The sequence below is a fragment of the Chryseobacterium sp. PMSZPI genome, from assembly GCF_002835665.1.
GTDB lineage: Bacteria > Bacteroidota > Bacteroidia > Flavobacteriales > Weeksellaceae > Chryseobacterium.
Genome location: NZ_PIZV01000039.1, coordinates 1 through 23,730 on the forward strand (window position 1 = coordinate 1; position 23,730 = coordinate 23,730).

General features: G+C 35.4%; 17 protein-coding genes, 7 tRNA genes, 1 other RNA gene and 1 pseudogene. 17 read left to right on the forward strand and 9 right to left on the reverse strand.

Annotated features, from left to right (window positions below):
- Nucleotides 1-1,135: aldehyde dehydrogenase family protein (locus tag CW752_RS08380; RefSeq protein WP_101239293.1), on the forward strand; the 1,135-nt coding region annotated here is incomplete at its 5' end.
- A 238-nt stretch (nucleotides 1,136-1,373) separates the two neighbouring features.
- Here the strand turns inward: CW752_RS08380 and pyk are convergent.
- From pyk to CW752_RS08405, 5 genes are read right to left on the reverse strand one after another with little or no spacing between them, the layout of a single operon-like run.
- Entirely contained in the window at nucleotides 1,374-2,819 is a 1,446-nt protein-coding gene (gene pyk, locus CW752_RS08385) for a pyruvate kinase (protein ID WP_101239294.1), read from the reverse strand.
- Nucleotides 2,812-3,285: an IPExxxVDY family protein gene (locus CW752_RS08390; RefSeq protein ID WP_101239295.1), complete on the reverse strand. Its 474-nt coding sequence runs from the start codon at nucleotides 3,283-3,285 to the stop codon at nucleotides 2,812-2,814. Before CW752_RS08390 ends, pyk begins: the two co-directional genes overlap by 8 nt.
- Entirely contained in the window at nucleotides 3,263-4,027 is a 765-nt protein-coding gene (rnc, locus tag CW752_RS08395; protein WP_101239296.1) for a ribonuclease III, read from the reverse strand. Before rnc ends, CW752_RS08390 begins: the two co-directional genes overlap by 23 nt.
- A 9-nt stretch (nucleotides 4,028-4,036) precedes the next feature.
- Nucleotides 4,037-5,281, reverse strand: a complete 1,245-nt coding sequence (fabF, locus tag CW752_RS08400) for a beta-ketoacyl-ACP synthase II (protein WP_101239297.1) — start codon at nucleotides 5,279-5,281, stop codon at nucleotides 4,037-4,039.
- A 34-nt stretch (nucleotides 5,282-5,315) separates the two neighbouring features.
- Nucleotides 5,316-5,555 (reverse strand): acyl carrier protein, encoded by a 240-nt coding sequence (locus tag CW752_RS08405; protein WP_002976354.1) that lies wholly within the window; start codon nucleotides 5,553-5,555, stop codon nucleotides 5,316-5,318.
- Nucleotides 5,556-5,943: 388 nt separating this feature from the next.
- Here CW752_RS08405 and CW752_RS08410 point away from each other — a divergent pair.
- Nucleotides 5,944-6,216: pseudogene (locus tag CW752_RS08410) on the forward strand (type B chloramphenicol O-acetyltransferase); the annotation flags it as partial.
- A gap of 4 nt (nucleotides 6,217-6,220) precedes the next feature.
- On the opposite strand, the gene map reads toward CW752_RS08410, so the two are convergent.
- A complete protein-coding gene (gene map, locus CW752_RS08415; protein WP_101239298.1) occupies nucleotides 6,221-6,985 on the reverse strand; it encodes a type I methionyl aminopeptidase in 765 nt (254 codons plus the stop codon).
- A gap of 130 nt (nucleotides 6,986-7,115) precedes the next feature.
- Here map and CW752_RS08420 point away from each other — a divergent pair, with 130 nt between their 5' ends.
- From CW752_RS08420 to CW752_RS08440, 4 genes are all read left to right on the forward strand, one after another.
- Nucleotides 7,116-7,676, forward strand: coding sequence for an NADPH-dependent FMN reductase (locus CW752_RS08420; RefSeq protein WP_101239299.1), 561 nt, complete (start codon nucleotides 7,116-7,118; stop codon nucleotides 7,674-7,676).
- Between the two features lie 517 nt (nucleotides 7,677-8,193).
- The gene (locus CW752_RS08430) at nucleotides 8,194-9,441 is read left to right on the forward strand and encodes a hypothetical protein (RefSeq protein WP_101239300.1); all 1,248 of its coding nucleotides are present in this window, start codon (nucleotides 8,194-8,196) and stop codon (nucleotides 9,439-9,441) included.
- A 376-nt stretch (nucleotides 9,442-9,817) separates the two neighbouring features.
- Nucleotides 9,818-10,075, forward strand: coding sequence for a hypothetical protein (locus CW752_RS16750; RefSeq protein ID WP_133121667.1), 258 nt, complete (start codon nucleotides 9,818-9,820; stop codon nucleotides 10,073-10,075).
- A 99-nt stretch (nucleotides 10,076-10,174) separates the two neighbouring features.
- Complete coding sequence (locus tag CW752_RS08440) at nucleotides 10,175-11,605, forward strand: hypothetical protein (protein ID WP_133121668.1); 1,431 nt, start codon at nucleotides 10,175-10,177, stop codon at nucleotides 11,603-11,605.
- 44 nt (nucleotides 11,606-11,649) lie between these two features.
- On the opposite strand, the gene ssrA is transcribed toward CW752_RS08440, so the two are convergent.
- Nucleotides 11,650-12,052: a transfer-messenger RNA gene (gene ssrA, locus CW752_RS08445) on the reverse strand.
- A gap of 172 nt (nucleotides 12,053-12,224) precedes the next feature.
- A complete protein-coding gene (locus tag CW752_RS08450; RefSeq protein WP_101239303.1) occupies nucleotides 12,225-15,542 on the reverse strand; it encodes a T9SS type B sorting domain-containing protein in 3,318 nt (1,105 codons plus the stop codon).
- A gap of 249 nt (nucleotides 15,543-15,791) precedes the next feature.
- Here CW752_RS08450 and rpsU point away from each other — a divergent pair, with 249 nt between their 5' ends.
- The 10 genes from rpsU (at nucleotide 15,792) to CW752_RS08500 (ending at nucleotide 18,220) form a co-directional block, all read left to right on the forward strand.
- The gene (gene rpsU, locus CW752_RS08455; RefSeq protein ID WP_034687383.1) at nucleotides 15,792-15,989 is read left to right on the forward strand and encodes a 30S ribosomal protein S21; all 198 of its coding nucleotides are present in this window, start codon (nucleotides 15,792-15,794) and stop codon (nucleotides 15,987-15,989) included.
- Between the two features lie 80 nt (nucleotides 15,990-16,069).
- A complete protein-coding gene (locus CW752_RS08460) occupies nucleotides 16,070-16,957 on the forward strand; it encodes a tyrosine-type recombinase/integrase (protein ID WP_101239304.1) in 888 nt (295 codons plus the stop codon).
- Complete coding sequence (locus CW752_RS08465; protein WP_101239305.1) at nucleotides 16,954-17,244, forward strand: HPF/RaiA family ribosome-associated protein; 291 nt, start codon at nucleotides 16,954-16,956, stop codon at nucleotides 17,242-17,244. Before CW752_RS08460 ends, CW752_RS08465 begins: the two co-directional genes overlap by 4 nt.
- A gap of 109 nt (nucleotides 17,245-17,353) precedes the next feature.
- Nucleotides 17,354-17,427, forward strand: a tRNA-Thr gene (locus tag CW752_RS08470).
- Between the two features lie 18 nt (nucleotides 17,428-17,445).
- A tRNA-Tyr gene (locus CW752_RS08475) sits at nucleotides 17,446-17,526 on the forward strand.
- A gap of 87 nt (nucleotides 17,527-17,613) precedes the next feature.
- Nucleotides 17,614-17,686 (forward strand) — tRNA-Gly (locus CW752_RS08480).
- Between the two features lie 88 nt (nucleotides 17,687-17,774).
- Nucleotides 17,775-17,848 (forward strand) — tRNA-Thr (locus tag CW752_RS08485).
- Nucleotides 17,849-17,867: 19 nt separating this feature from the next.
- Nucleotides 17,868-17,948 (forward strand) — tRNA-Tyr (locus CW752_RS08490).
- An 87-nt stretch (nucleotides 17,949-18,035) separates the two neighbouring features.
- Nucleotides 18,036-18,108: transfer RNA gene (locus CW752_RS08495), tRNA-Gly, on the forward strand.
- A 40-nt stretch (nucleotides 18,109-18,148) separates the two neighbouring features.
- Nucleotides 18,149-18,220: transfer RNA gene (locus CW752_RS08500), tRNA-Thr, on the forward strand.
- A gap of 671 nt (nucleotides 18,221-18,891) precedes the next feature.
- Here CW752_RS08500 and CW752_RS08505 read toward each other — a convergent pair.
- Nucleotides 18,892-22,746, reverse strand: a complete 3,855-nt coding sequence (locus tag CW752_RS08505; protein ID WP_101239306.1) for a lamin tail domain-containing protein — start codon at nucleotides 22,744-22,746, stop codon at nucleotides 18,892-18,894.
- A gap of 301 nt (nucleotides 22,747-23,047) precedes the next feature.
- Between CW752_RS08505 and CW752_RS08510 the strand changes: the two genes are divergently transcribed.
- Nucleotides 23,048-23,728 (forward strand): response regulator transcription factor, encoded by a 681-nt coding sequence (locus tag CW752_RS08510; protein ID WP_101239307.1) that lies wholly within the window; start codon nucleotides 23,048-23,050, stop codon nucleotides 23,726-23,728.
- The last annotated feature ends 2 nt before the right edge of the window (nucleotides 23,729-23,730 follow it).

Here is a 23,730-nt window from a genome sequence, read left to right on the forward strand (position 1 = left end):
GAATAAGCCGATTTCAGAATCCATTGCTGAGGTAGAAAAATGTGCCTTAATGATGAATTATTATGCAGATGCTGAAAATATATTAAAACCGGAAAATATTGAATCTGAATTTACATATTCTGAAGTTCATTATGTTCCAAAAGGAGTAATTTTAGGGGTAATGCCTTGGAACTTTCCTTTCTGGCAGGTATTAAGATTTGCTATTCCTGCTATATTGGCCGGAAATACGGTAGTTTTAAAACATGCTTCAATTTGTTTCGGAAGCGGAAATGCTATCGAAGAAGTTCTTTTGGAAGCAGGGTTCCCTGAAGGTATTTTCCAAAATCTAGAAGTAGGACATAAAGCTGTTAAAGAAATTCTTGAACATGATGTTGTGAAAGGAGTAAGTCTTACAGGAAGTGGAAAAGCAGGTGGAGAAGTTGCCTCAATTGCAGGCCTAAATATTAAAAAATCTTTACTTGAACTAGGAGGAAGCGATGCTTTCATTATTTTTGAAGATGCAGATCTGGAAGAAGCAGCTAAAGCGGGAGCCAAATCAAGACTTCAAAACTGTGGACAGACTTGTACCGCGGCAAAAAGATTTATTATCGATGAAAAGGTTGAAGAAAAATTTTTACCAATCTTTATTGAAGAATATAAAAAATATGAAATTGGAGATCCTTTAAATAAGGAAACCAAGCTGGCCGGAATGGCAAGACCTGACTTAGCAGATGAATTGGAAGCTCAATTCAACAGAGCATTAGAGAATGGCGCAGAAATCATTATTCCTTTGGAAAGAATTTCAGAGAATCAATTTAAACCGGGGTTAATCAGAGTTCAGGAGGGAAATCCAATTCTTAAAGAAGAACTTTTTGGCCCTCTTGGAATGGTGATGACAGCTAAGAACGATGAAGATGCATTACAAATTGCTAATGATATTCCTTTCGGACTTTCTAATTCTGTCTGGACTCAAGACAAAGCCCGCCAATTATTCTTTATTGACAACCTTGAATCCGGAACGGTAAATATTAACAGAATGACAAGTTCTGATCCTCGTTTTCCATTTGGAGGTTCAAAGGCTTCAGGATATGGAACAGAGCTGTCTTTACTGGCTTTAAAAGAGTTTGTAACGGCAAGAACTATTGTAGGTAATTAAGATATTTCTAAATCTATACCAATGTCATTACGAGGAACCGAAGAATCTCTGAGATTCTTTACTTCACTACGTTGCGTTCAGAAATCGAAGATTCGACGGAGTCAATGACAAATTACCTTTTACAAAATATACTGAGTTAATCATCAATACTCTTTTTACATAATAAAATAAAAACTCCCGAAAATTAATTTCCGGGAGTTTTTTATATGCTTTGACAAAAAGTAATTTTGCCTATTGCCTATACTGTTGTTAGTCTCAACGTATTCGTTTTACCACCTTCATACGATGGAGTGGCATTGATGTTGATTACGAAATCTCCAGTTTCAATATACCCATAATTGTGTGTTAGCATATTTACTTGGATAATTGTTTCATCCGTAGACTTCTTCATATCGTAATAGTATGCATGAACACCCCAAAGAAGGTTAAGCATCGTGATTACTCTTCTGTTACCACTATAAACGATGATATGAGAGTTAGGTCTGTGAGCTGCAAGCTGGAATGCTGTATACCCTGAATGAGTCAACGTAACAATAGCAGAAACATTCGTAGTTTTTGCAATTCTTACTGCTGCAAGACATACCCTGTTCGTGATGAATCTCTCATCGATACAGTTGTAATCTTTCTCGATCGGTTCGTTCTTGTGTTGATAGAAGTGAGTGGTCTCAATGTTTTTCACAATTTTAGCCATATTTTCCACAACCTGTACCGGATATCTACCTACAGAAGTTTCTCCTGAAAGCATTACCGCATCGGCACCATCCAATACAGAGTTGGCAACGTCATTTACTTCCGCCCTTGTTGGCGTTAAGCTATTGATCATTGTTTCCATCATCTGTGTAGCAATGATTACAGGTTTAGAATAGAATCTTGCCTTTTCTACCAGGTTTTTCTGGATGGCAGGAACCTCTTCCATTGGAACTTCTACACCCAGGTCTCCACGAGCAACCATAAGCCCATCACATTCCACTAAGATTTCTTCAATATTTTTAACCCCTTCAGGCTTTTCAATCTTCGCAATAATCGGAGTTTTGAATTTGCCGTTTGGATGTTTAGCGATTAATTCTTTCAGGTCAATGATGTCCTGAGCATGACGTACGAAAGAAAGAGCAATCCAATCAACTTCCATGTCCATCATAAAGTTAGCGTCCTGAACATCTTTCTCTGTTAGCGCAGGAAGGGATACCTGTGTATTAGGCAGATTTACTCCTTTTTTAGAGCTTAGCGGTCCTCCTTGAATGGTTTTTGCCTTTACAGTATCTTTTTCGTTAGTTTCAATAACTTCCAATACAAGTTTACCATCGTCGATAAGAATCCTCTCTCCAACTTTTACATCTTGTGGAAACTGTTGATAAGTCATATATACCTTAGTAGAATCTCCCTCCATCTTTTCGTTGGTGAAGGTAAGAATGTCACCAGGATTTAGATAAGAACCTTCTTTTACAACACCTACTCTTAGCTTAGGTCCTTGAAGATCTCCTAGAATTCCCACTGAATACCCATACTCGCTGTTTAGTTCTCTAATTATTTCAATATTTTTTCGAACTAAGTCATAATCTGCATGTGAAAAATTTATTCTGAAAATATCAACACCCGCTTTCATCAGATCTAACATTACCTCCTTCGATGATGAAGCAGGCCCTAGTGTTGCGATAATTTTTGTCTTCTTTAAATACTTATTCATAATACTGGATAATTTGATAAAGTTCTTCGTCAGAACTCAGTGTATAATCTTGAATTGGAAATACAAGATTTTCAGGGAGCAAAATTACGGAAAAATCAGGAAATTGTTCCGAAGTATGCAGAATATATTCTACATCTACCTGATTATTTAATAAAAATTTAATGTTTTCTTCTTCTGTAAAGAGCTCTGTCTGAACTTTTTTTTGCTTACTTTCGGAAGATTTGTTTGAAATAAAAGTGAAGCATGTCTTTGAATACTTGTGGTATGCTTCAAATCTTGGAAAAAAATAATCAAAATAATCTCCGTGGAAAACCAGGTCCTTCTTTCTTGAAAAATTGAGATCATTAGTTTGATTTATTTTATAAAAAAACTCATGAGCGGGTATATCTTTGGCTAATCTTACCAATCCTATGGCAATATCTTCAAATTCTATATCATCGAAATCATAAAGCTTTTGAATTTCCAAGTATATTTTCTTTTTTATTTAAAATATAAAATGCTCTTTGTGCTGCCTTTTCCTCTGCTTTCTTCTTGGATGTTTCTGTTGCATTAGCGATTTTTTCATCACCTAACCATACATAGCATCTGAATACAACGGCTTTATTGGCCTGTATTTCTTCGCAGGTTTCGTACTTGATGTTTACCTTCTTTTTCTGGCTCCATTCAAGCAAGAGACCTTTGTAGCTCACAATTTTATTTTCAAGCTTATTGATTTCGGAAGGCGTTAACAATTTTTCCAAAATGATCTTTCTGCAAGTATCATAATGGAAGTCCAGGTAAACGGCACCGATTAAAGCTTCAAATAAGTTTCCGGAGATATTTTCTCCCAAAGCCGAAGAACTGTTTTGCTTTTGCAAAAGGTTGGTAAGCTTGAGATCTTCTCCTAATTTATTGAGGTTTTTCCTATTAACAATCTTAGATTTCATTTGTGTCAAATATCCTTCATTAGCCTGAGGATAAGTTTGGAACAAATGACAAGAAATAATTGTACCCAAAACAGAATCTCCCAAAAATTCAAGCCTTTCGTAGTTGCTGTCTTGATTTTTAGAAGAATTTTTTAAAGAAAAAGCTTCGCGGTAAAGAGCAATATTTTGTACCTCAGTACCTAAAACTTTACTAAGTTCAGTACTAAGAAAATAATCTCTCTCCGTTAATTGTCTTTTTCTTTTTTTGAGAAGGAATTTAGAAAAGTATTTCTGTAACTCCATTCATTGAATTTAGATTTTCTTAAATAGAACGCAAGCGTTATGCCCGCCAAATCCAAAAGTATTGCTCATGGCTACTTTTACATCTTTCTTCACCGCGGTATTAAACGTAAAGTTTAGTCTGCTGTCAATCTTTTCATCATCAGTAAAATGGTTGATGGTAGGAGGAACAGTACCATGAATAATAGTTCCCAATGCAGCGATAGCTTCAATAACACCTGCAGCCCCTAAAAGGTGACCTGTCATTGATTTAGTAGAATTGATCTGAATGTCATAAGCATGCTCGCCTAATAACTTCGAAATTGCATTGGATTCTGCGATGTCTCCTAATGGAGTAGACGTACCATGCATATTGATATGGTCTACTTCATCAGCAGTTAAGCCTGCATCGTCCAGACAGTTTTTCATTACCAGATAAGCGCCAAGGCCTTCAGGATGCGGAGCAGTCATATGATATGCATCTGCACTCATACCACCTCCTAATAATTCTGCATAAATTGTAGCTCCACGTTTTACCGCGTGCTCATATTCCTCAAGAATGATACATCCTGCACCTTCACCTAATACAAATCCATCTCTGTCTTTGTCAAAAGGTCTTGAAGCTGTTTTTGGATCATCGTTTCTTGTAGAAAGTGCCATCATTGCATTGAATCCACCGACACCACTTGCTGTAACGGCTGCTTCAGAGCCCCCGCACACAATCACGTCTGCTTTTCCTAGCTGGATAAGCATCTTGGAATCAATAATAGCATTAGCTGAAGAAGCACATGCAGATACCGTTGTATAATTAGGTCCGTGGAAACCGTATTCAATTGAGATTTGACCAGGAGTCATATCTGCAATCATTTTAGGAATAAAGAACGGGTTAAATCTAGGGATTTCCGTATTGGCCCATCCTAATACTTCTGTTTCAAATGTTTCCAGACCTCCGATTCCGGAGCCCCAAATTACACCAACTCTGTTTTTATCTACATTATCTTCAATAATGCCTGAATGTACTACTGCTTCTCTGGCAGCAACAAGTCCCAATTGAGTATTTCGGTCCATTTTTTTAGCTTCTTTCTTATCGAAATGCTGTAATGGATCGAAATTTTTCACCTCACAAGCGAACTTTGTTTTGAAGTTTGTGGCATCAAAAAGAGTAATCGGAGCGGCACCGCTCTCACCTTTCACAAGATTTTCCCAGTATTCTTTTGCATTATTTCCTATTGGTGTTATTGCTCCAAATCCGGTTACAACTACTCTTTTTAATTCCATAAACTTTTAAAATTTTCTTTTTTGTTGAAGAATATTATTTATTTACTACTTCTTCGATGTAAGCGATAGCGTGTCCTACAGTAGTAATTTTTTCAGCTTGATCATCAGGGATTTGAATGTTGAATTCTTTTTCAAATTCCATGATTAATTCAACTGTATCTAGTGAATCAGCTCCTAAATCGTTAGTGAAGCTAGCTTCAGGAGTTACTTCTGTTTCTTCAACGTCAAGCTTATCAGCGATGATAGCTTTTACTCTTGATGCAATGTCTGACATAGTAAATTATTTTTTTAATTGTTAGATGGTGCAAATATATAAAATTCTTTACGATAAAACATTTTTTTAGTCTTTTTTGTGGAGAGCAAGCCTTCATTTTAGATATTGATACTTTAGTGTTTTAGTTTTCAGTCGTTTATATTTTACTGTATTATAGCGTATTAAATTTTATTTTCTGATAAACGGCTATATTCTGCAGATAAAATGTTTTGAAAAAAACTGTTTTTTGTCCTTTCGGGAGTAAAAATGAAACGAAAGTCTAAGGTTTTTTACCTATATTTGGATGTTATGAAATTAATACGTTAGCTTTTTTGAATTGACAAATTGTCTTTTTAAAGAGTAGTGGTAAGCACTATTCTTTTATTGTCATATTTTAAAAGCTATAAAAATGAAAAATTTCTTTGAAAGTCCTTTTAAAGGCAAAATCATCCAAGACCATATTCAAAATCCTAATATTATTGCCGGCAAATATTCTTATTATTCAGGATATTACCATGGACATTCTTTTGATGAATGTGCTCGCTATTTACTTCCAGATAGAAATGATGTGGATAAGTTAATAATAGGTTCTTATTGTTCTATAGGTACAGGAGCCAGTTTTATTATGTGTGGGAACCAGGGGCATCGGTATGACTGGATATCGAGTTTTCCTTTCTTTTATTATTTTAATTCAGTATTTCATTCATTTTTGTTAAAATGATAGGCTCTCCATCAGTAATTAATATAGTATGTTCGTGTTGAGCCATATAGCCACCTTTATTGCCTGCCATAGTCCAGCCATCATTAAGCTCTACTGCAATATTGGAAGAAGTTGAAATAAATGTTTCGATAGCCACTACGGAATTCTTTTTAAATCGTCTGGTATCAAAACGGTTTTTATAATTTAATAATTCATCCGGTTCTTCGTGTAAACTCCTTCCTACACCATGGCCACCAAGATTTTTAATGACCTTAAAACCTCTTTTTTTTGCTTCGGTTTCCATTAAGTGCCCTATATCTGCAATTTTTACACCTCCTTTTATATTGTTGATCGCTTTTTTCAAAATATCTTTGGATGCATTCACGAGCTTTTGATGTCCGTGAATATCCTCACCAATAATAAAAGAGCTGCCATTATCTGCCCAAAAACCATCCATTTCTGCGGAAACATCAATATTGATTAAGTCTCCTTCTTTTAGAATTCGTTCTTGGGTAGGAATTCCATGACAGAATTCATTATCTACACTGATGCAGGTCCATCCCGGAAATCCATAAGTAAGATAAGGAGCGGATTTTGCTCCTAAATCAGATAGTATTTTCGCTCCGTACTCATCAAGATCCTTTGTACTCATACCGGGTTTGGCGTATTGAACCATTTCTTTCAATGTATAAGCGACAACATCACTTATTTTCTGCATTCCGGTCAATTCATATTCATTTGTTATGGACATACTATAAATTTTTGCATAAAATTAGCTATTTCTTATAACGTACGGAAATTGTGGTAGTTATTATTAGATAGATTAGTTTTCGCATTGTTTTTGCTGCTCATAATAGATAACCATCTTAAATATTAATATAATGAGCAAAGTAATCGGAATTATAGCCGGAAGTCTGCGTAAGGAATCTTTTTCTAAGAAGATTGCAAAAGCATTACTTTCCATGGTGCCTCAGGGGTTTGTCTTTGAAATTATTTCCATCGGGGAGCTGCCTATATACAATCAGGATTTTGATGATCATAACAATGTTCCCGAATCTTATGTGAAGTTCAGAGACGAAATAAAAAACATCGATGGGATTATTTTTGTAACACCCGAGCACAACAGATCAATACCGGCGGCATTGAAAAATGCATTGGATGTGGCTTCAAGACCGGCGGGTAAAAATAGTTGGGACGGAAAGACTGGGGCAGTATTTAGTAATTCTCCTGGTAATTTATCTGCTTTTGGGGCAAATCATCACATAAGGCAATGTTTTGTTTTTCTTAATATTCTTACCATGCAGCAGCCGGAAGTTTATCTCCCTCATATAGATAAGGTTTGGGACGAAAACGGAAACTTAAAAGATGAAGATACTAAAGCCTTTCTCCAAAAAGCCGTAGAAGCTTATATTGAATGGTTTAAAAAAATAAAAGGGGAATAATTTTCCAGAAAAGCAGTAAATATAAGTCTAGCTTTATTTAAACTTAAAGGAGATTTTGAAAAAATATTCGGAATAGAACCGGGAAAATGGTTGCTTCAAAGAAGACTTCAGCAGGCTTAATATTTTTTTTGAAAAAGGAAAGAAAGCTTCGGAGATTTATCTTGATCTGGGTTTGAAGATTTGTCCCATTTCTCATTTACATTTAAAAAACAATTTGGATTGTCACCCGGTAAATTGTTGTAAAAAAGTTGAAATTGAAAAGAGAGTCTTTCGTTTAAGGCTCTCTTTTTTATTATTTGAAGAAAGTTTATTGTATACTGTTTTGTTAAAAATTATATTGGTTTTCAATGTGTTATGTTGGTGACGTAGATTTGAGATAGTGCTTTTTTTGTATGTTGTCATGATTTGGGATTTACTTTGCTAAAAAATTATCTGAAAAAATTGATAAACTTTTAACCGGGCTATTGTAAGGCCTGATCAATTTTAAAATTGTAATATAATTTAATACACAAACAAGATGAAAAAACAATTATTATTAGCAGCAACAATTGCTGTTTCCTCTATTGCGTACGCTCAAGTCGGAATCAACACAGCTACTCCTAAGGCCACATTGGATGTCGTATCTTCGCCTTCGGACCTTGCGAAAACTGATGGTTTTATAGCGCCAAGGTTAACAGGAGCTGAACTGAAAGCAAAAGATATTAATTATGATACTCTCCAGACCGGTGCGATTATCTACGTTACCCAGGCATTACTTCCTGCTGATACAACAACAAAAACTGTTAATGTGACTACTGTCGGGTATTATTACTTTGATGGTAGTGTATGGAAAGCTTTGACAAGCGGAGGTCAGGAGCCTTGGAATGTTTCAGGGACAAACACCCAGGCATCTGCTAATACTCAGAATATTTATCAAACAGGGAAAGTCGCTGTTGGATTTGATCCGGGAGTAATACCTGTTGGTAATCTTTCTGTTTATGAAAATAATACCTCGGGAACAGCAGGAACTTCCCATGGTATTCAAAATATACTGACCTCAAATAAGCGAGGAGATAAGATAGGAATCTCTACACAAATGGTGGATAATGCTGTAAATGGTGGTGGGTATGTATTTGGTATGTCTTCCGGTACAACTGGTATGGCGCTTTCAGGGAATTTATCGACGAGTGATATGCGGGGTATTAATACGAACGTCCTTGTCTCTGCTTTTAATGGAAATACAGCAAATGTTAATTGGTTGTATGGTTATAAAAGTAATATTGGATTGAATGGAAATGGGATATTTAACATTCCTCAGATTCGAGGATTTATTACTCAATTTGCCCCTAATATTACCGGTACCTTTAATTCAAATGCATCTATAGAGGTAATGAGTTCTTATACTGATTTTATAGGGTCCGGGAATTATAATATTTCCAGATTAACTGGATTGGCTATTACTACCGGTAATAATAACGGGACAAAAAATATTCAGAACTCTTTTGGACTTTTCATAAGTCGATACCGTTTTACCGGAGATACTGCAGCTAACGCTTATAATTTATATTCACAGGGATCGGATACTAAAAATTATTTTGAAGGAAGAATTGGGGTTGGGATCAATACACCTGTTGCACAAATTCATATTGTAAAGCAGGCTTCGGACCTTACCCCTGCAATCATTGAAGGGTGTAATGAATATGCAGATAATGCAGCAGCGGTTTCTGCGGGATTACCGATAGGTGCGTTATATAGAACTGGGGATTTTATAAAAGTGGTTCATTAATTCTGTATCATCAAAACGAAAATAAAATGAAAAATGTGATCAAAGCGAATCATATTTTTCATTTTCTAAATACGTCGATAGTGATATGTGTTTTGTGTTTTTCCATGAACTCTTATTCAGGGGCTCTTTGAATAGCAGTCGCCTTGGTGGCTGCTATTTTTAATTCCGAATAAAAAAGATGATCAAAATTGATAATAAAAAGAAGATTAATTTCTGGATGTACTTTTATATTTTCAGTATTATGTTGGGGTTGTTTATTTTGGTGATATCATGTCTGTTTTATGTTAATTCTATCTATTTGTATAGTATTCGATTGACTATTTTTATATTAATTGTTTTTGCATCGTTTCTTTTTCTTAATCTGAGATATATTGAAATGGAAAATTCTGAAATGGTATTGAGTATAAAAGAATATCATCCGATGGGTGGAAGGTTTTTTCCGCAATTTTATAGGCAGGTAGAGATTCCTATTACGGAAATTCATTCTATAAAAATAGAATTGATCACAAAGAAATTCTTAATTTTTATTGAGAGCAAAACCATAGGAAAAATAATTACCAGAACTTTTGTGTTACAATATATGGATGAGGAGTGTTTACGTAAAATGGATGAATCTTTGAAAGGTTCTATTTGACTTTCAGATTGTTTTGCATATTAGACAATATGGGTTCCATTTGAAAATGGTATTTTTTTTGAATTGCTTAAAATCATAAAAACACAAATAGATATACTGGTGAAAAAAATACTTTTTTTATTCTTTGTAATTTTTATCTCTGTGCATTTTTCAGGACAAAAATATACTTCCAAACAAATAGACAGTTTGGGGAAAATTGCTGCTTTTAATATGCCAAATAAAAAGGAAGCTTTAAAACAACTTTTTAAATATGTTGATATTGCAGATAAAAGAGGTTATGAGAAAGAAAAAATGCGAGCAATGTATCGTGTTACCGTAGTGTATCTTGATCTTGGAGAATATGAAAAGTTAATAGAATATTCAGTACCACTGGAGGATTATGCACGCGAGCTTGATGATCCTTTTTTTGAAATGCTTGCTATTCGTATGAGAGCTGTAGCTTATATGAAATTAGGGATTTATAATAAGGCAGAAAACTTGTTTAAGCAAGCACTAGATAAAGCTTCAAAATTAAAAGGAGATGATTTGTTTGTAGGAAAAGGATCGTTATTTAGTGATTTGGTGATTCTTAGAGGTGAAATGGGAATGTCTTCTGATGATAGTACGTTGGCTTATCTTAGGGAAAGTTTGAGATGGTATGAAAAAATGAAAGACAAGGAAAAAAAAGAAGTACCATTGTTTTCATTGTATTCTAATATGGGGCGTTATTTTTCAGATGTAAATCAGCTTGATTCAGCACTTTTTTACAGCCAAAAGGCAATGAGACTATCGATTTTAAGAAAAGATACGGCAAACTTAGGTTTCATTTCTAGTAATATCGGACTTTTCTACTATAAAGGGAATAAACAAGATAGTGCTCTCTTTTATCTAAAACAGGCTTTATCTATGACCCAACTTAGTACAAGACCCTATCAGCTAAAAGATATTTATGATAATCTTGCTCTTGTTTATGAAAAACAAAAGGATTACAAAAGCTCTTTGTTGTATAGGAATAAATACAAAAGACTGGATGACAGCTTGCGTAATGCAGAAAAGAAAGCTGTCAATAAAGAATCCATACAGACCAATGAAAAAAATAAACAACAAGTCAATCGGTTTTATCTCATATTAGGAGGTGTTTTAGTTATATTGCTTATTATTATATCTTATGCCACAAGATATTTTAAGCGTTATCAAAAGGAAAGAAAAGAAAAGCAACAAAAAGAAGTAATGATTTCCAGTTTGGAAGATAAAGTGAATGATGCTTTTGAGGAAGTTGTTCAATTGGCGAAGTCTGATGATCCTGCATTTCTTTCCAGATTCAAAGAAATCTATCCGGAATTCTATAAAAAACTATCGGAAACCTATCCTTTTCTTACCTCAGGACAACTTAAATTCTGTGCATTGCTTCGTCTTAATTTCTCTACTAAAGAAATTGCTCATTATAATCACTTGACTATTCGAGGAATTGAAACCAAGAAAAATAGATTACGAAAACAATTGAATATTCCATCAGATGAAGACCTTAATAATTGGATGATGCAGTTTTGATGAACAGTAGATATGAAAAAGAGACTTAGTATCTAAGTCTCTTTTAGTGGAGTTGGAGGGATTCGAACCCTCGTCCAAACAAGCAATACATAAGCTTTCTACATGCTTATTCTACTATTGGTTTTCGACTGAAAGCAGAGAGCAGACACCCAACTTTCAGCTTATCTTCTAAAATTTTCGTGCTGTAGCCGAAGCTTCTACAGCCTTATTTCCGCATTCCTATATCCCAGACTCAAATGCCGCAGAACAGAGCATTTGTGGAATATCTTGCTTCCTTACTAAAATCTTCGGGAAAACGCTTGAATCTACTATACTTCGATATTAAGCTGCAAGAGCGAACTCTTCGTTGCCAGTTAAAATTTTGTAGCAAGGGATTATAGAGATCGCGCTACGGTTCTCTGCATGCTTACTTACCCATTGGTCTTGCTGTCGAAACCAGTCAACCCCATGAATAAAGTGAATGCAAAGATAAAATATTTTGTTTAAATACCTTTAATATTATTTATGGCTTTTTTTAATAATAATGATTTTGTCAAATTGTGATTTCAATCAATAATAAAAAGTGAGGCTATTTCAAAAGTTAATTGTTTGATTTTTTTGAGACAACCTCATTTAAATTTTAGTCTCTGTTTTTTAAAAGGACCCACCCGGATAATTCCTCAGGTTTCTTGGTAATTCGGTTTTCCCATGATAATTTATACCAGTAAGTTCCGGTAGGTAAAGGGTTTCCAAGGTATTTTCCATCCCATACAGGGGTCTGTATACTGATTTTGAAAATAGATTTTCCGTATCGGTCAAAAATATTTCCCTCAAAATTTCCATATTTACTAATGGTGGTAAAATCGATTACATCATTAATTCCATCATTATTAGGAGTGATAACATTGGCCATAAAGAAAGTGTAATATTCTGTGTTTGAAGAACAGTTTACCCCTTTGTTTCTTACAGAAATAGAGTATTTTGTGTTTCTGAGTACCTGGAAGATATTAGAAGACTGCCATGTTACTCCACCGTCAATGGAATACTCAAGTGGTGTAACTCCGCTATTCTTCGCAATGATGGTTAAAACAGGATCTTTATAAATCACTTCCAGAATTTGTGGAGTTGGGATATATGAAACCTTCGAACTAAATGTTTTTGAGCAATATCCATTATTTATGGTTACAGTATAAGTTCCTGCAGTGTTTGTGTTAATAGTACGTGTAGTGGCTCCGTTGTTCCATAGGTATGTGTAATTGGCTCCCGGTCCTGCATCCAGGATGGTTGTGTCTCCCTGACAAATTTCGATATCATGTAATGTTGATACAATTTCAGGGACGACATTAATAGTAATATTGGCGGTTGATGTGCAGCCATTGGCTCCGGTGCCGGTTACAGAATATGTGGTAGCACTACTAGGACTTACTGTTTGTGTGTTTCCTGTTCCGGGAAGAGATGCCCATACATAGGTTGTCGCTCCACTTGCTGTTATCGTAACAGATTCTCCTCTGCAAATGGTCAGCTTAGGAGATGAAAGTATAACAGTTGGTGAGGTCGTATTTCTTATAACAGTAACTGATGACTGTTGTACACATCCATTCGGAGTCGCACTGGTAATTCTGAGCGTATAATTTCCTCCATTATTGACGGTTGGAGTAAGGGTATTTCCTCCGGAAACAATGTTTCCACCACCTGTTGCTGTCCATAAGAATGTAGCTCCGGGTTGATAAACGGAAGTGCTGGCGTTTAAAGTAACTTGTGAAGTTGTACAGGTGATTTCTGCAGGTGTAGCTATGTTGATGATAATTGAAGGATCCATTGCCACAGTGACTGATTTTTGATATTGGCATCCTGTAGCTGTTGTCACCGTTGCAGTGTAAGTTCCTGGGGTTGTAATCGTATTTGTATTGGTATTTAGACCATTAGACCAAGAGAAAGTATTCCCTGTGCCTGTTGCTGTGGCAGTTAATGTGGTAGAAGATCCTTGGCAAAACGTTGTGTTTCCTGTAATCTGAAGATTGGGGTTAGTGCTTGCTGTGATCGTTATACTTACAGCGTTGCTTGTGCATGATCCATTGCTATTGGTTAAAGTATATGTTCCGGGAGTGTTGATGGTAATAGATGATGTTGTAGCTCCTGTTGACCAGGTATTGCCTGTTGGTAGACTGGAAGTTAAAGTAACACTGGAGCCATCACATATTGCCTGGGCAGAAGCAGTAATAAAAGGAACGGGATTTACGTTGACATTAAGTTGCAGTTCTGCAACTTTTGAACACGGTGCAGAAGATTTTACTCTGACATAAATGGTTGCATTTCCTGATACATAAGCCGTTGGATTAGCAATAGTATTGGTGTTTCCTGCAACGGCATCTGCCTGCGATATATAATAATCAAAACTTACTCCTGGAGTTGAAGAAATACTGTTTTGAGCTGAGGTAAGATTGAATGTTGCTGTTGTTGAGCTGGAGCATTGGCTTAAGCTGGAATTTTGAACAACGGGAATCACTCCCTGGACAATATCTACAGATTTCTGGTATTGGCATCCCGTCGGAGTTTTTACCGTTACGGTATAAGTCCCCGGCGCAGATACTGAAATTGTGTTTCCTGATGTTCCGTTTGACCAGGTGTAAGTATTTCCTGTACCTGCTGAAGAAGCCGTAATCTGTGTGGGGGATTCACATAATGTCTGGTTTCCTGTGATTTGGACGTTCGGGTCTGATTCTCCTGTAATCGTAATAGAAGCCGGGGAACTGGTACATCCTGTTGAGTTGTTGGTAAGGGTATAGGTTCCGGGATTTGTTACAGAGATAGAAGGTGTTGTTTCTCCATTGGACCAAATGTTTCCTGTAGTTTGATCGGATGTCAAAGTTATATTTCCTCCATAGCAAATAGTAGAGGAGGAAGCTGTGATCGTAGGGGTAGAAACAGGGGTGATATTGAGTTGTATTTTGCTGTCGGAATTGTCACATAAGAGCTGTGTCGAATCTTTAATGGAAACGATGATCGTTGTATTTGAGCTAAATTGAAAGTTAGTAGGGTTGGCAATAGGCGTTGAGCTTCCCTGAATATAATAAGTGAAAATATAATTATTAGGATTGGAAGTAAGTTGAGCGTTGAATGATGTAAGATCTATCGAGTTGGTTCCCGGACAGAAAGATTTTGTAATCGTGCTTTGAAGAACCGGAACTTTGTCTGTGTAAATTTTCACATTTTTAATCGAGTTTCTTGCTGATGCTGCTCCTGTGGATGCGGAAAATCCAAAATATCCCTGTGTCATATTTGCTGCATTTCCTGAAGGTGCAAATGACTGAGACGTGATGGTATTGCCATCAATCCTTACTGTAATGATCCAGTTGGCAGGGGTTGCGGGGTCTATTTGACCTGTTACTTCTACGTGTTTATAATTAGTACCTACAAAGGGTTGTGTAGAATTGAGATCGGGTGAGTGGAACGAACTCCCTGTGGTGTTAAAAAATTCTATATTATTGGTGTTCGTAGTGTTTTGTACTACGCCGTAAGCAAGGTGTACTTTGCTCATTGCACTGCCGGTAGTATTGTTGTAAATATCAAAACCTACCATAAGTCCTACTGCATTCTGTGGAATTCCTAACCCCGATCCTCCCTGACTGGTGATAGGAGGATTTGCAAGATACCAAAAGGCGAAACCATCACCTCTTCCGTAGTTTGAGGTACCATTTCCGTCAATTCTAAAATCAAATTCAACCCTCCATTTATCACAATACTTCAAATTAATAGGATCATTCAGCTTTATGGCTCCGGATTGACTGGTTTGGTCGTTTACAAGCCTGACAAAGTCTCCGCTTACAATTGTACTGGGAACAATAGTCCATCCTGTTGTGTTCACAGGGTTGCCGGTTAACTGATATGTTTGTGATAAAAGCTTGTTATTGATGCAAAACAAGAAGATAATGAAATATAAGAGTAGTTTTTTTTTCATCGATTTAATTGTTGTGTTTTGCAAATATATTTTTTTTATAAACATTGATAATGAGGTGGTTATGTAAATGGTAATGTTGTAAAGGGGATGCTGGTTGATGTATTTCTTTTTTCTTAAAAAAAATCTAATTTTTTACATTAAATTCAATTAAATGTGGAACTTTCGTGATTTTAGAAAAAAAGTTTTGAGAAATATTTTGTAGTTAATGAAAAAAAAAGTACTTTTGCAATCCAAAATGAGATGTAAAATATGTTAATAATTCCAGTAAAAGATGGGGAATCCATCGACAGAGCATTAAAAAAATATAAAAGAAAATTTGATAAAACTGGTACAGTTCGTCAATTAAGAGCTAGACAACAGTTTATTAAGCCTTCAGTAACGTTAAGACAAGCTAGACTAAAAGCGGCTTACAAACAAAGAGCACTTAGCAAAGAAGAGCAGGCTTAAGAATTTTTCTTAACCACATATTAATTCACTTCTTAAATTCTTATATTTGAGAAGTGAATTTTTGTTTTTATACCTGAACGATGTTTGAAAAGTTTTTAGAATATTTACAATTCGAAAAGAGGTATTCTCCTCACACCATTACAAGCTATAAAAAAGACCTTGAAGACTTTTCTCATTTCTATCTCCGAACAGAATCTTCTGAGAATATCGCTAAAGCTGACAAAAAAATAATCCGAAATTTTATTGTAGACCTGAGTGAAAATAATATTTCTAAAAGAAGTATCAATAGAAAATTATCTTCACTCCGTAGTTTTTATCTTTTTCTTTTAAAAATAGGGGAAATTAAGGTTTCTCCTACTGAAGGAGTTTCTTCCCTGAAATTTTACGCAGAGAAGCAAATTCCTATGTCTAAAGAGGAAATGACGGATCTCAATGAAAGAGTCTTTGAACAGATGCATGATGTGCTGGAAAAATGTATCATAGAAGTGCTTTATCAGACCGGTATAAGAAAAGCTGAACTTTGTGGCCTGATATTTGAGAACGTTAATATAGATGAGAATGAATTAAAAGTAATAGGAAAAGGGAATAAAGAAAGGGTAATTCCTATTTCCGAAGACTTGTCTGAACTTCTTAAAAGTTATCTGGAAATAAGAAATCCACAGGCAGAATTTAAATCATATTTTTTTGTGAATAAGAAAGGGAAAAAACTCAATGAAAAATTTGTTTATGTGGTAGTTAATAAGTACCTTAGTCTTATAACAACAAAAGAAAAAAGAAGTCCTCATATCCTTCGGCATAGCTTTGCTACTCATGTGTTGGATAATGGGGCGGAGATCTCCAAAGTAAAAAAAATATTAGGGCATTCCAGTCTTGCCAGTACTCAGGTCTATACGAATGCTAATATTGAACAATTGAAAAAAGTGTTTAATCAGGCTCACCCTCGAGCATCAAAAAAAGAAGAATTATGAAGATTTCAGTACAATCAATTGGTTTAACTCCTCACGAACCACTAGAGACACACATCGACAAAAAAGTAAGTAAATTAGACACCTTCTATGACAAAATTCAAGAATGTAAAGTCTTTTTGAAAGTGGAAAATAATTCAGATAAAGCGAATAAAACGGCTGAAATTATTTTGGCGGTTCCAGGAGATGATATCGTAGTAAAAAAGACAACTACAAGTTTTGAAGAAAGTTTGGACCTTTGCGTTGATACTGCTAAAAAGCTACTAATCAAGAAAAAAGAAATGGCGTAAGAAAAAAAGTTAAAAAAAGTTTATAAAAAATTTGAGAATTCAAAAAATCCGTTCTATATTTGCACTCGCAAAAAAGGAACAGCGATCTTTTGAATTCTTTTTTATATTTGCCTCCATAGCTCAGTTGGCCAGAGCACGTGATTTGTAATCTCGGGGTCGTGGGTTCGAATCCCTCTGGAGGCTCATAAAATATAAACTTTTGGGGAGATTCCAGAGTGGCTAAATGGGACTGACTGTAACTCAGTTGCTTCGGCTTCGTAGGTTCGAATCCTGCTCTCCCCACATTTTATATTAGAAAAAAAACTTGCAAGATTAAATAAAAGTTCTTAGTTTTGCACAGCGTTTACCAATAGTTTTGGAAACAAAATTGCGGAAGTAGCTCAGTTGGTAGAGCGTCAGCCTTCCAAGCTGAATGTCGCGGGTTCGACCCCCGTCTTCCGCTCAACAAAAATCACTTTAACCGGTGGTTTTTTTAACACTGAAATGTGTAGAGTAGAGTTTCTCAATCACCTTCAGTCTAAGTATTAAATGCCTCCATAGCTCAGTTGGCCAGAGCACGTGATTTGTAATCTCGGGGTCGTGGGTTCGAATCCCTCTGGAGGCTCTATTTAATATAAACATGAGGGGAGATTCCAGAGTGGCTAAATGGGACTGACTGTAACTCAGTTGCTTCGGCTTCGTAGGTTCGAATCCTGCTCTCCCCACATTTTATATTAGAAAAAAAACTTGCAAGATTAAATAAAAGTTCTTAGTTTTGCACAGCGTTTACCAATAGTTTTGGAAACAAAATTGCGGAAGTAGCTCAGTTGGTAGAGCGTCAGCCTTCCAAGCTGAATGTCGCGGGTTCGACCCCCGTCTTCCGCTCAATAAAAATCACGCTTTTAGTGTGATTTTTTTAGTTGATGCCGACTTAGCTCAGCGGTAGAGTGCTTCCTTGGTAAGGAAGAGGTCACGGGTTCAAGTCCCGTAGTTGGCTCTCGATTTTCCCGAATTTCTTTCGGGATTTTTTTTGTCCTAATTTTTTTATCATTATAAAGTCTCAATGGGATTTCTTTCATTTACTTTCTCAGATCATTAGGGTGTCGCAGATATTTGTGTAAATAGCCGTTTAATTTGTTTGTTAGAGATATGGATAGTGCTTGTTACTTTCTGTGTCTTTTAACAATTGGAATAAGGGATCAGTCCCAAAAGTTGTGGCAACATAGAAATGCATGAATGTGAATTGAAAAGTATGATTTTCTTATTTATACTTTTGTCTTAAAACAAAAGTATACAAAAATTCAAGACTGGAATCATCCGCTAAAAATTGATATTGACTCCTAAAATTTCCAAACTCGCATGGAGTCAAACCCTTCTTCTTCGACTCAAAATTCCAGCCATGCTCAAACAGTGGAAATTTTTTAACGGATCCAATCTCAATTTTTTTAACGCTTCTGCTTCCTAGGTCAATTAAATATTACCCATTCAAGTCCATCCGTTTTTTATCGTCGTTTTTCTTTGTATTTAATATAAAATTCAAATTCTCCACAACTTTTGCGCTTAATCCGGAATAAGCCGATATTGTGCTTTCCACCTGTTTACTTCTTATCATTTAAACATAAGAAAAGCCGGAAAAGAATTCCGGCTGTAAATACATTGAATAATAGTTTAAGAGTTGATAGGTACTGCTTCCCAGCTTTCCGGAAGTTCATTATCAAGGTCGTGATGAATTAATTTAAGATAATGTCCTTTTCCATTAGCTGTAGCGGGCCATGGAGCTTTCTTACTATAAGTTACCTTATCTGCAATAGCTCCGGCTTTGTCCATAAAAGTAATAGGTTCTCCATCATTGCTTAAATTTCCGCTTGTCCATTGATGTTTATTTAAGTCAGGATATCCGGTAATCAGAGTTATATTCTTGGCCAGCATTAATGTTTTACCACTTTCTAATATTATTCCTTCTGGGAAAGTATAGGTAAATGCATCTGATATTGCATATCCGGATAAATCCAAATGCCCGGCCCCTGCATTGGTGATCAATAGAAATTCTGCATCGGCATTAACTTCCGGTTTGTAATTAATACCCGAAATAACAAATTTTCCTTTTTTATCGGAGATTACTTTTACAGATTTTGAAGCAATAGGTCCCCAGTTATTAGGTGAAAAAGCTCTGGATGTAATAGTATAATCCCCTTCAGACAATGAAAATTTTGAAGTATATAATTGGGCGCTAGGTGAAATACTGCCATCTTTTCCCATAGGGTCGCTACCATCGATGGTGTAATAAATTTTACTGTTTTTATCGTTAGGGTTAATAATTGATATTGTGTTTTTTTCTGTAATCTTGAATTCTGTTTGAATTGTTGGAGCAGAGAAGGTATGGGCTAAATTATATTCAAGCCATTTTTTTAAATTGTATTCAACTCTCTCAGATACCTGAGTAAGAATTCTCGGGTGATCTATGTTTTTCCAATCGTCATATACTTTAGGTATGTTACGATATCCCAAATATGCAGCATCTATTTTATACACAAGATCCAATTCTTTGACATTGTTGATCATATGTTTTTGGATGTTTTTTACAGATAAAGGAGCACCTTCTTTTCCTTGGAAATCACCTGAAGCCGGACCAATATATTTTAACACGGCATCTTTCACCAATGTTTTGAATTCTAAGTTACCTGTTTTAGGATCTGTTTTAGTTCCTATAAAACTACCGAACAGCTGACCGGGTCCTGCTAATGCTACCGTATAATTATCCCATTTAAACTTATAATTACCACCGCCACCAAAAAATCCGATAGGAGGTAATGTTTTTTCTGAAGTAGAATACGCATAGCCGCCAAAGAATGATCCGTCTGTGTCATTAATGATAAACTTTGCTTTCATAAATTGCGGAGCAAGATTATGAACGATGGCTACTGCCTCATATTCATTATCGGTAATCATGTTCATAAGTTGATACTTGATTAAGTCATCAAGATCTACCAGCTCTTTAAAAGCCTGTAGATTTTTATCAGTTACCGCTGCTTTTTTTATTTTTCTCCATAATTCACCGTCTCCATCTTTTACAGCTCCGGGGGCAGGACCATAGATATACATTCCTCCATCCTGGAAGTTTATTTTGGTGTAGTTTTTACCATCATCACAAAAATACTCTTCAATATTCTGCTCATTGAAATCATCCCTCATGGTTCTGACTCCTTTGTATTTTCCATTAATGAAAAGGTGAATATATTTGGTGCAAAGTGCATATTTCCCCATTTCTTTTTTCAGGTTCATGACGATCTTTTCACTATATCTCATAATGCCGGTGTTAAAAACCATTCGGGATGGTCCATCCTGACCTTCTTTAAGCTCTAATGAATTAATTTTATTGGAAGGTGGATTCGGATCATTTTCTATAGGATCAAAAAAATTGTAATTGGCTTTTTTAACTTCCCAGTCTTTGTTGAATTTAAATTTTAATCCCTGATTGGCTGTAAAGGCAATACTTTCCTGACCAAAAGGCCTGATGCCGGCATTGCTGTAAAAGTTTTTATTTCCGGGATTAATATTACTGTCAATATATTCAAATGATACTCTTTGATAAGTTGGTGGAACAACAGCTTGAAAATGAAGATAAGGACTTGAATTAAGGGCTGAAATAGAAATGATTGGAATTTGTAGTAACCCTTGAGCATATTCTTCGGAAGTAATATTGGCTTTGTATTGAAAATTTTCATTCTTGTAATTGTCTTGTAAGATATAAGAATGAGCAATTACTCCTGAATTATTTCCTTTAGCATCAAAAACATAATATTTAACAACGGTAGTCTTCTGAATAGAGATAGGTTTTGTATAGATTGTACCAGTTTTTTCTGAAGGGAAAGAGCCATCCAGTGTATATTTTATAGTACTGCCTTCCGGAGCCATAATCGAAAGCTCAAATCCGGTAGGATAAACTCCTCTGGTGTGGCTTACACTGGTTTCCAGCCTTAAAAATCCTTTTTCATTGGAAGTTTTATAGGTTGAGTTGATGAAAATAGCAAATTCTCCTTTACCATCCGTAAGTCTGCCATAAGTTTGATTGAAAGGAATTTCAGGATATGTCACTTTATCTTGTTCAACAATTTTTCCATTGGCTGATCTGGAAAGGAATAAAGTTCCACCTGAATTGTCTATTTTAAAATTGAGCTGATCATCACCTAATTCCGGAGTTTTATCAGCAATAAATATGGCATATCCTTTCGCTGGAATAACCGTATTTTTAATTTCATAAAGGGTTTTATTATTTTTTTTGTTGGATAAATATACTCCTTCTCTAATATACAGCGGCTGATCATGATCGTTATAAAGCTCTACCCAATCTCTGCTTTCATCAGTTGTACCCTGAGGGGCAATTTCGTTGATATATAATTCAGTCATTAAAGCCGGATCATATATTCCGTCGATCTTTTTAGAATCACCATCAGCCTGTAAAGATTCAATGATCAGTTTAGGAATATAGTTGGTGTCATTGATTTCAAATGAACATACTTTGGTTCCGCTGTTGGAACTTAATCCTACTAGTTTGAAAGCTAAGCTGTTTCCGGATTCCCATCCTCTCCATAGATTTTCTACTATAAGCGCTTTTAAATTAGGAGTCCGCAAGGGCATTCTATCTTTTGTAGTGGCTGCTGCCTGCCATATTACCTTTTGGGAGTTGTATTTTCTTGAAGTAATATCTTTGGTGTTTGTAGAATAAGTTGCTGCATTTCCAATTTCTAAATAAATTTCGATATTGGATGCCGAACTCACTCCATATGCATAAAATTCAAGGTAAGCATCCGTTATTTCTCCATCTTTAGGAATTTGAATGTTTTGAAAACGGAAAGCATTATTTTTAACATCCGGGCGTCCCCCCAAATCCAGATTATTATAGGTTAGAGTCATTTCTCCGGTTGTTTTTTCTCTGGCGTCATCACTTCCGGTTGATACAGGAGTTTTTGAAACATTAACTTTTGATGAATATTTAATATATAAGGTAGGAGCTAAGCCTTGATTTCCATTGAATGAATGCATGGTGAAGGTTCCCTGTCCGTTTCCTGTAATTCTGAAAGACAGCTTAGCTTTACTAACACTATCGGGAAGCATTTCCTTAAGTACGTCTTTAAGATCCGGGCTGGTATATTTTTGAGAAGCAACTACCTTATCTGTAGTCCATACTGCATTTTTCTCAGTATATTTTCTTGCTTTAAGATTAGCTCCTGTAGTAGGGGCTGTTGATGCGGGATAAGGACTAGAGTTTCCTATTTCTCCTCTGATTGTTATTACAGATCCGACAGTACTGTTGTCTCTTCCGCTAAATTCTAAATAGGCATTAATAATTTCCGCATCAGGAGGTAGTGTAATTTCTTCGAAACGGATAAAAGTTTCCTGTGTAATATTTCCGATTTTACCATGAAGCTCAAGTCCCGAGCTGGTGAAGTTTGCTGTGTTATCAGCCATAATTTCTACGTCATGATCACCGCTGATCATGGGGAATTTTAATAAATTTTCCATAAAGAATAATTGTGTTGTTAAGGTTTAAATATATTTCTATTTTTTTATATCAATTTACACGTTTATAGTTATTTATATTAATTTATGATGTAGAATGATATTTTAAATCTATATTTTTTAGTGTGCAATTTAAATCTTTATTGTGTGATATAATTGTTTTTTATTTTAATTTTTTTTTTTATATTCTATAACCTGTTTCTTATTGAAATTTCAGGATTAATGTCATGGAGGTAGCATCTTTTACAAAGGGAATGGGATTGATAGACAAAAAAATGACTAAATTCGTGTAAAATAAATTTTGATGAATATTCTTTTATTAGAAGATGATCTCATTCTGTCTGCTGAACTTTGCAGGTTTTTAGAATCCAATAGTTTTAACTGTGATAAAATCTATGACGGAGAGACTTTTCTTCGCCAGATTAAAAATAATAATTATGATCTCTATCTGCTGGATATTAATGTCCCAAAAATAAATGGACTGGATGTCTGTCAAACAATTCGTTCTTTTGATAAAAATACACCTATCATCATCATTTCTGCCTACGGAGATATTTCAGATAAAAAAGATGCATTTACAAGGCTTGCAGATGACTATCTGGTGAAACCTTTTCAGTTTGAAGAATTGCTTTTAAGAATCAATTCATTGTTGAGAAGGAAAGCACCTGCCGATACATCAGATCAGGATATTATAAGAATTGACGATCTTATTATCAATAAAACAGAACAGAAGGTATATCGGGGTGGAAATGAAATAACGCTTACCTTAAAGGAATTTCAATTGTTGGTATACCTGGCGGAAGCTCAGGGAAGAACGGTTTCAAAACAGCAAATTACTGAACATGTCTGGGAACACAATTTTAACACCAATACCAATACAGTAGAAGTTTATATTAATTTTTTAAGAAAGAAAATTGATAAAGATTTTAAAATAAAATTAATCCATACCCGTTCCGGTTTCGGTTATTATCTAAGTCCATTATAAAT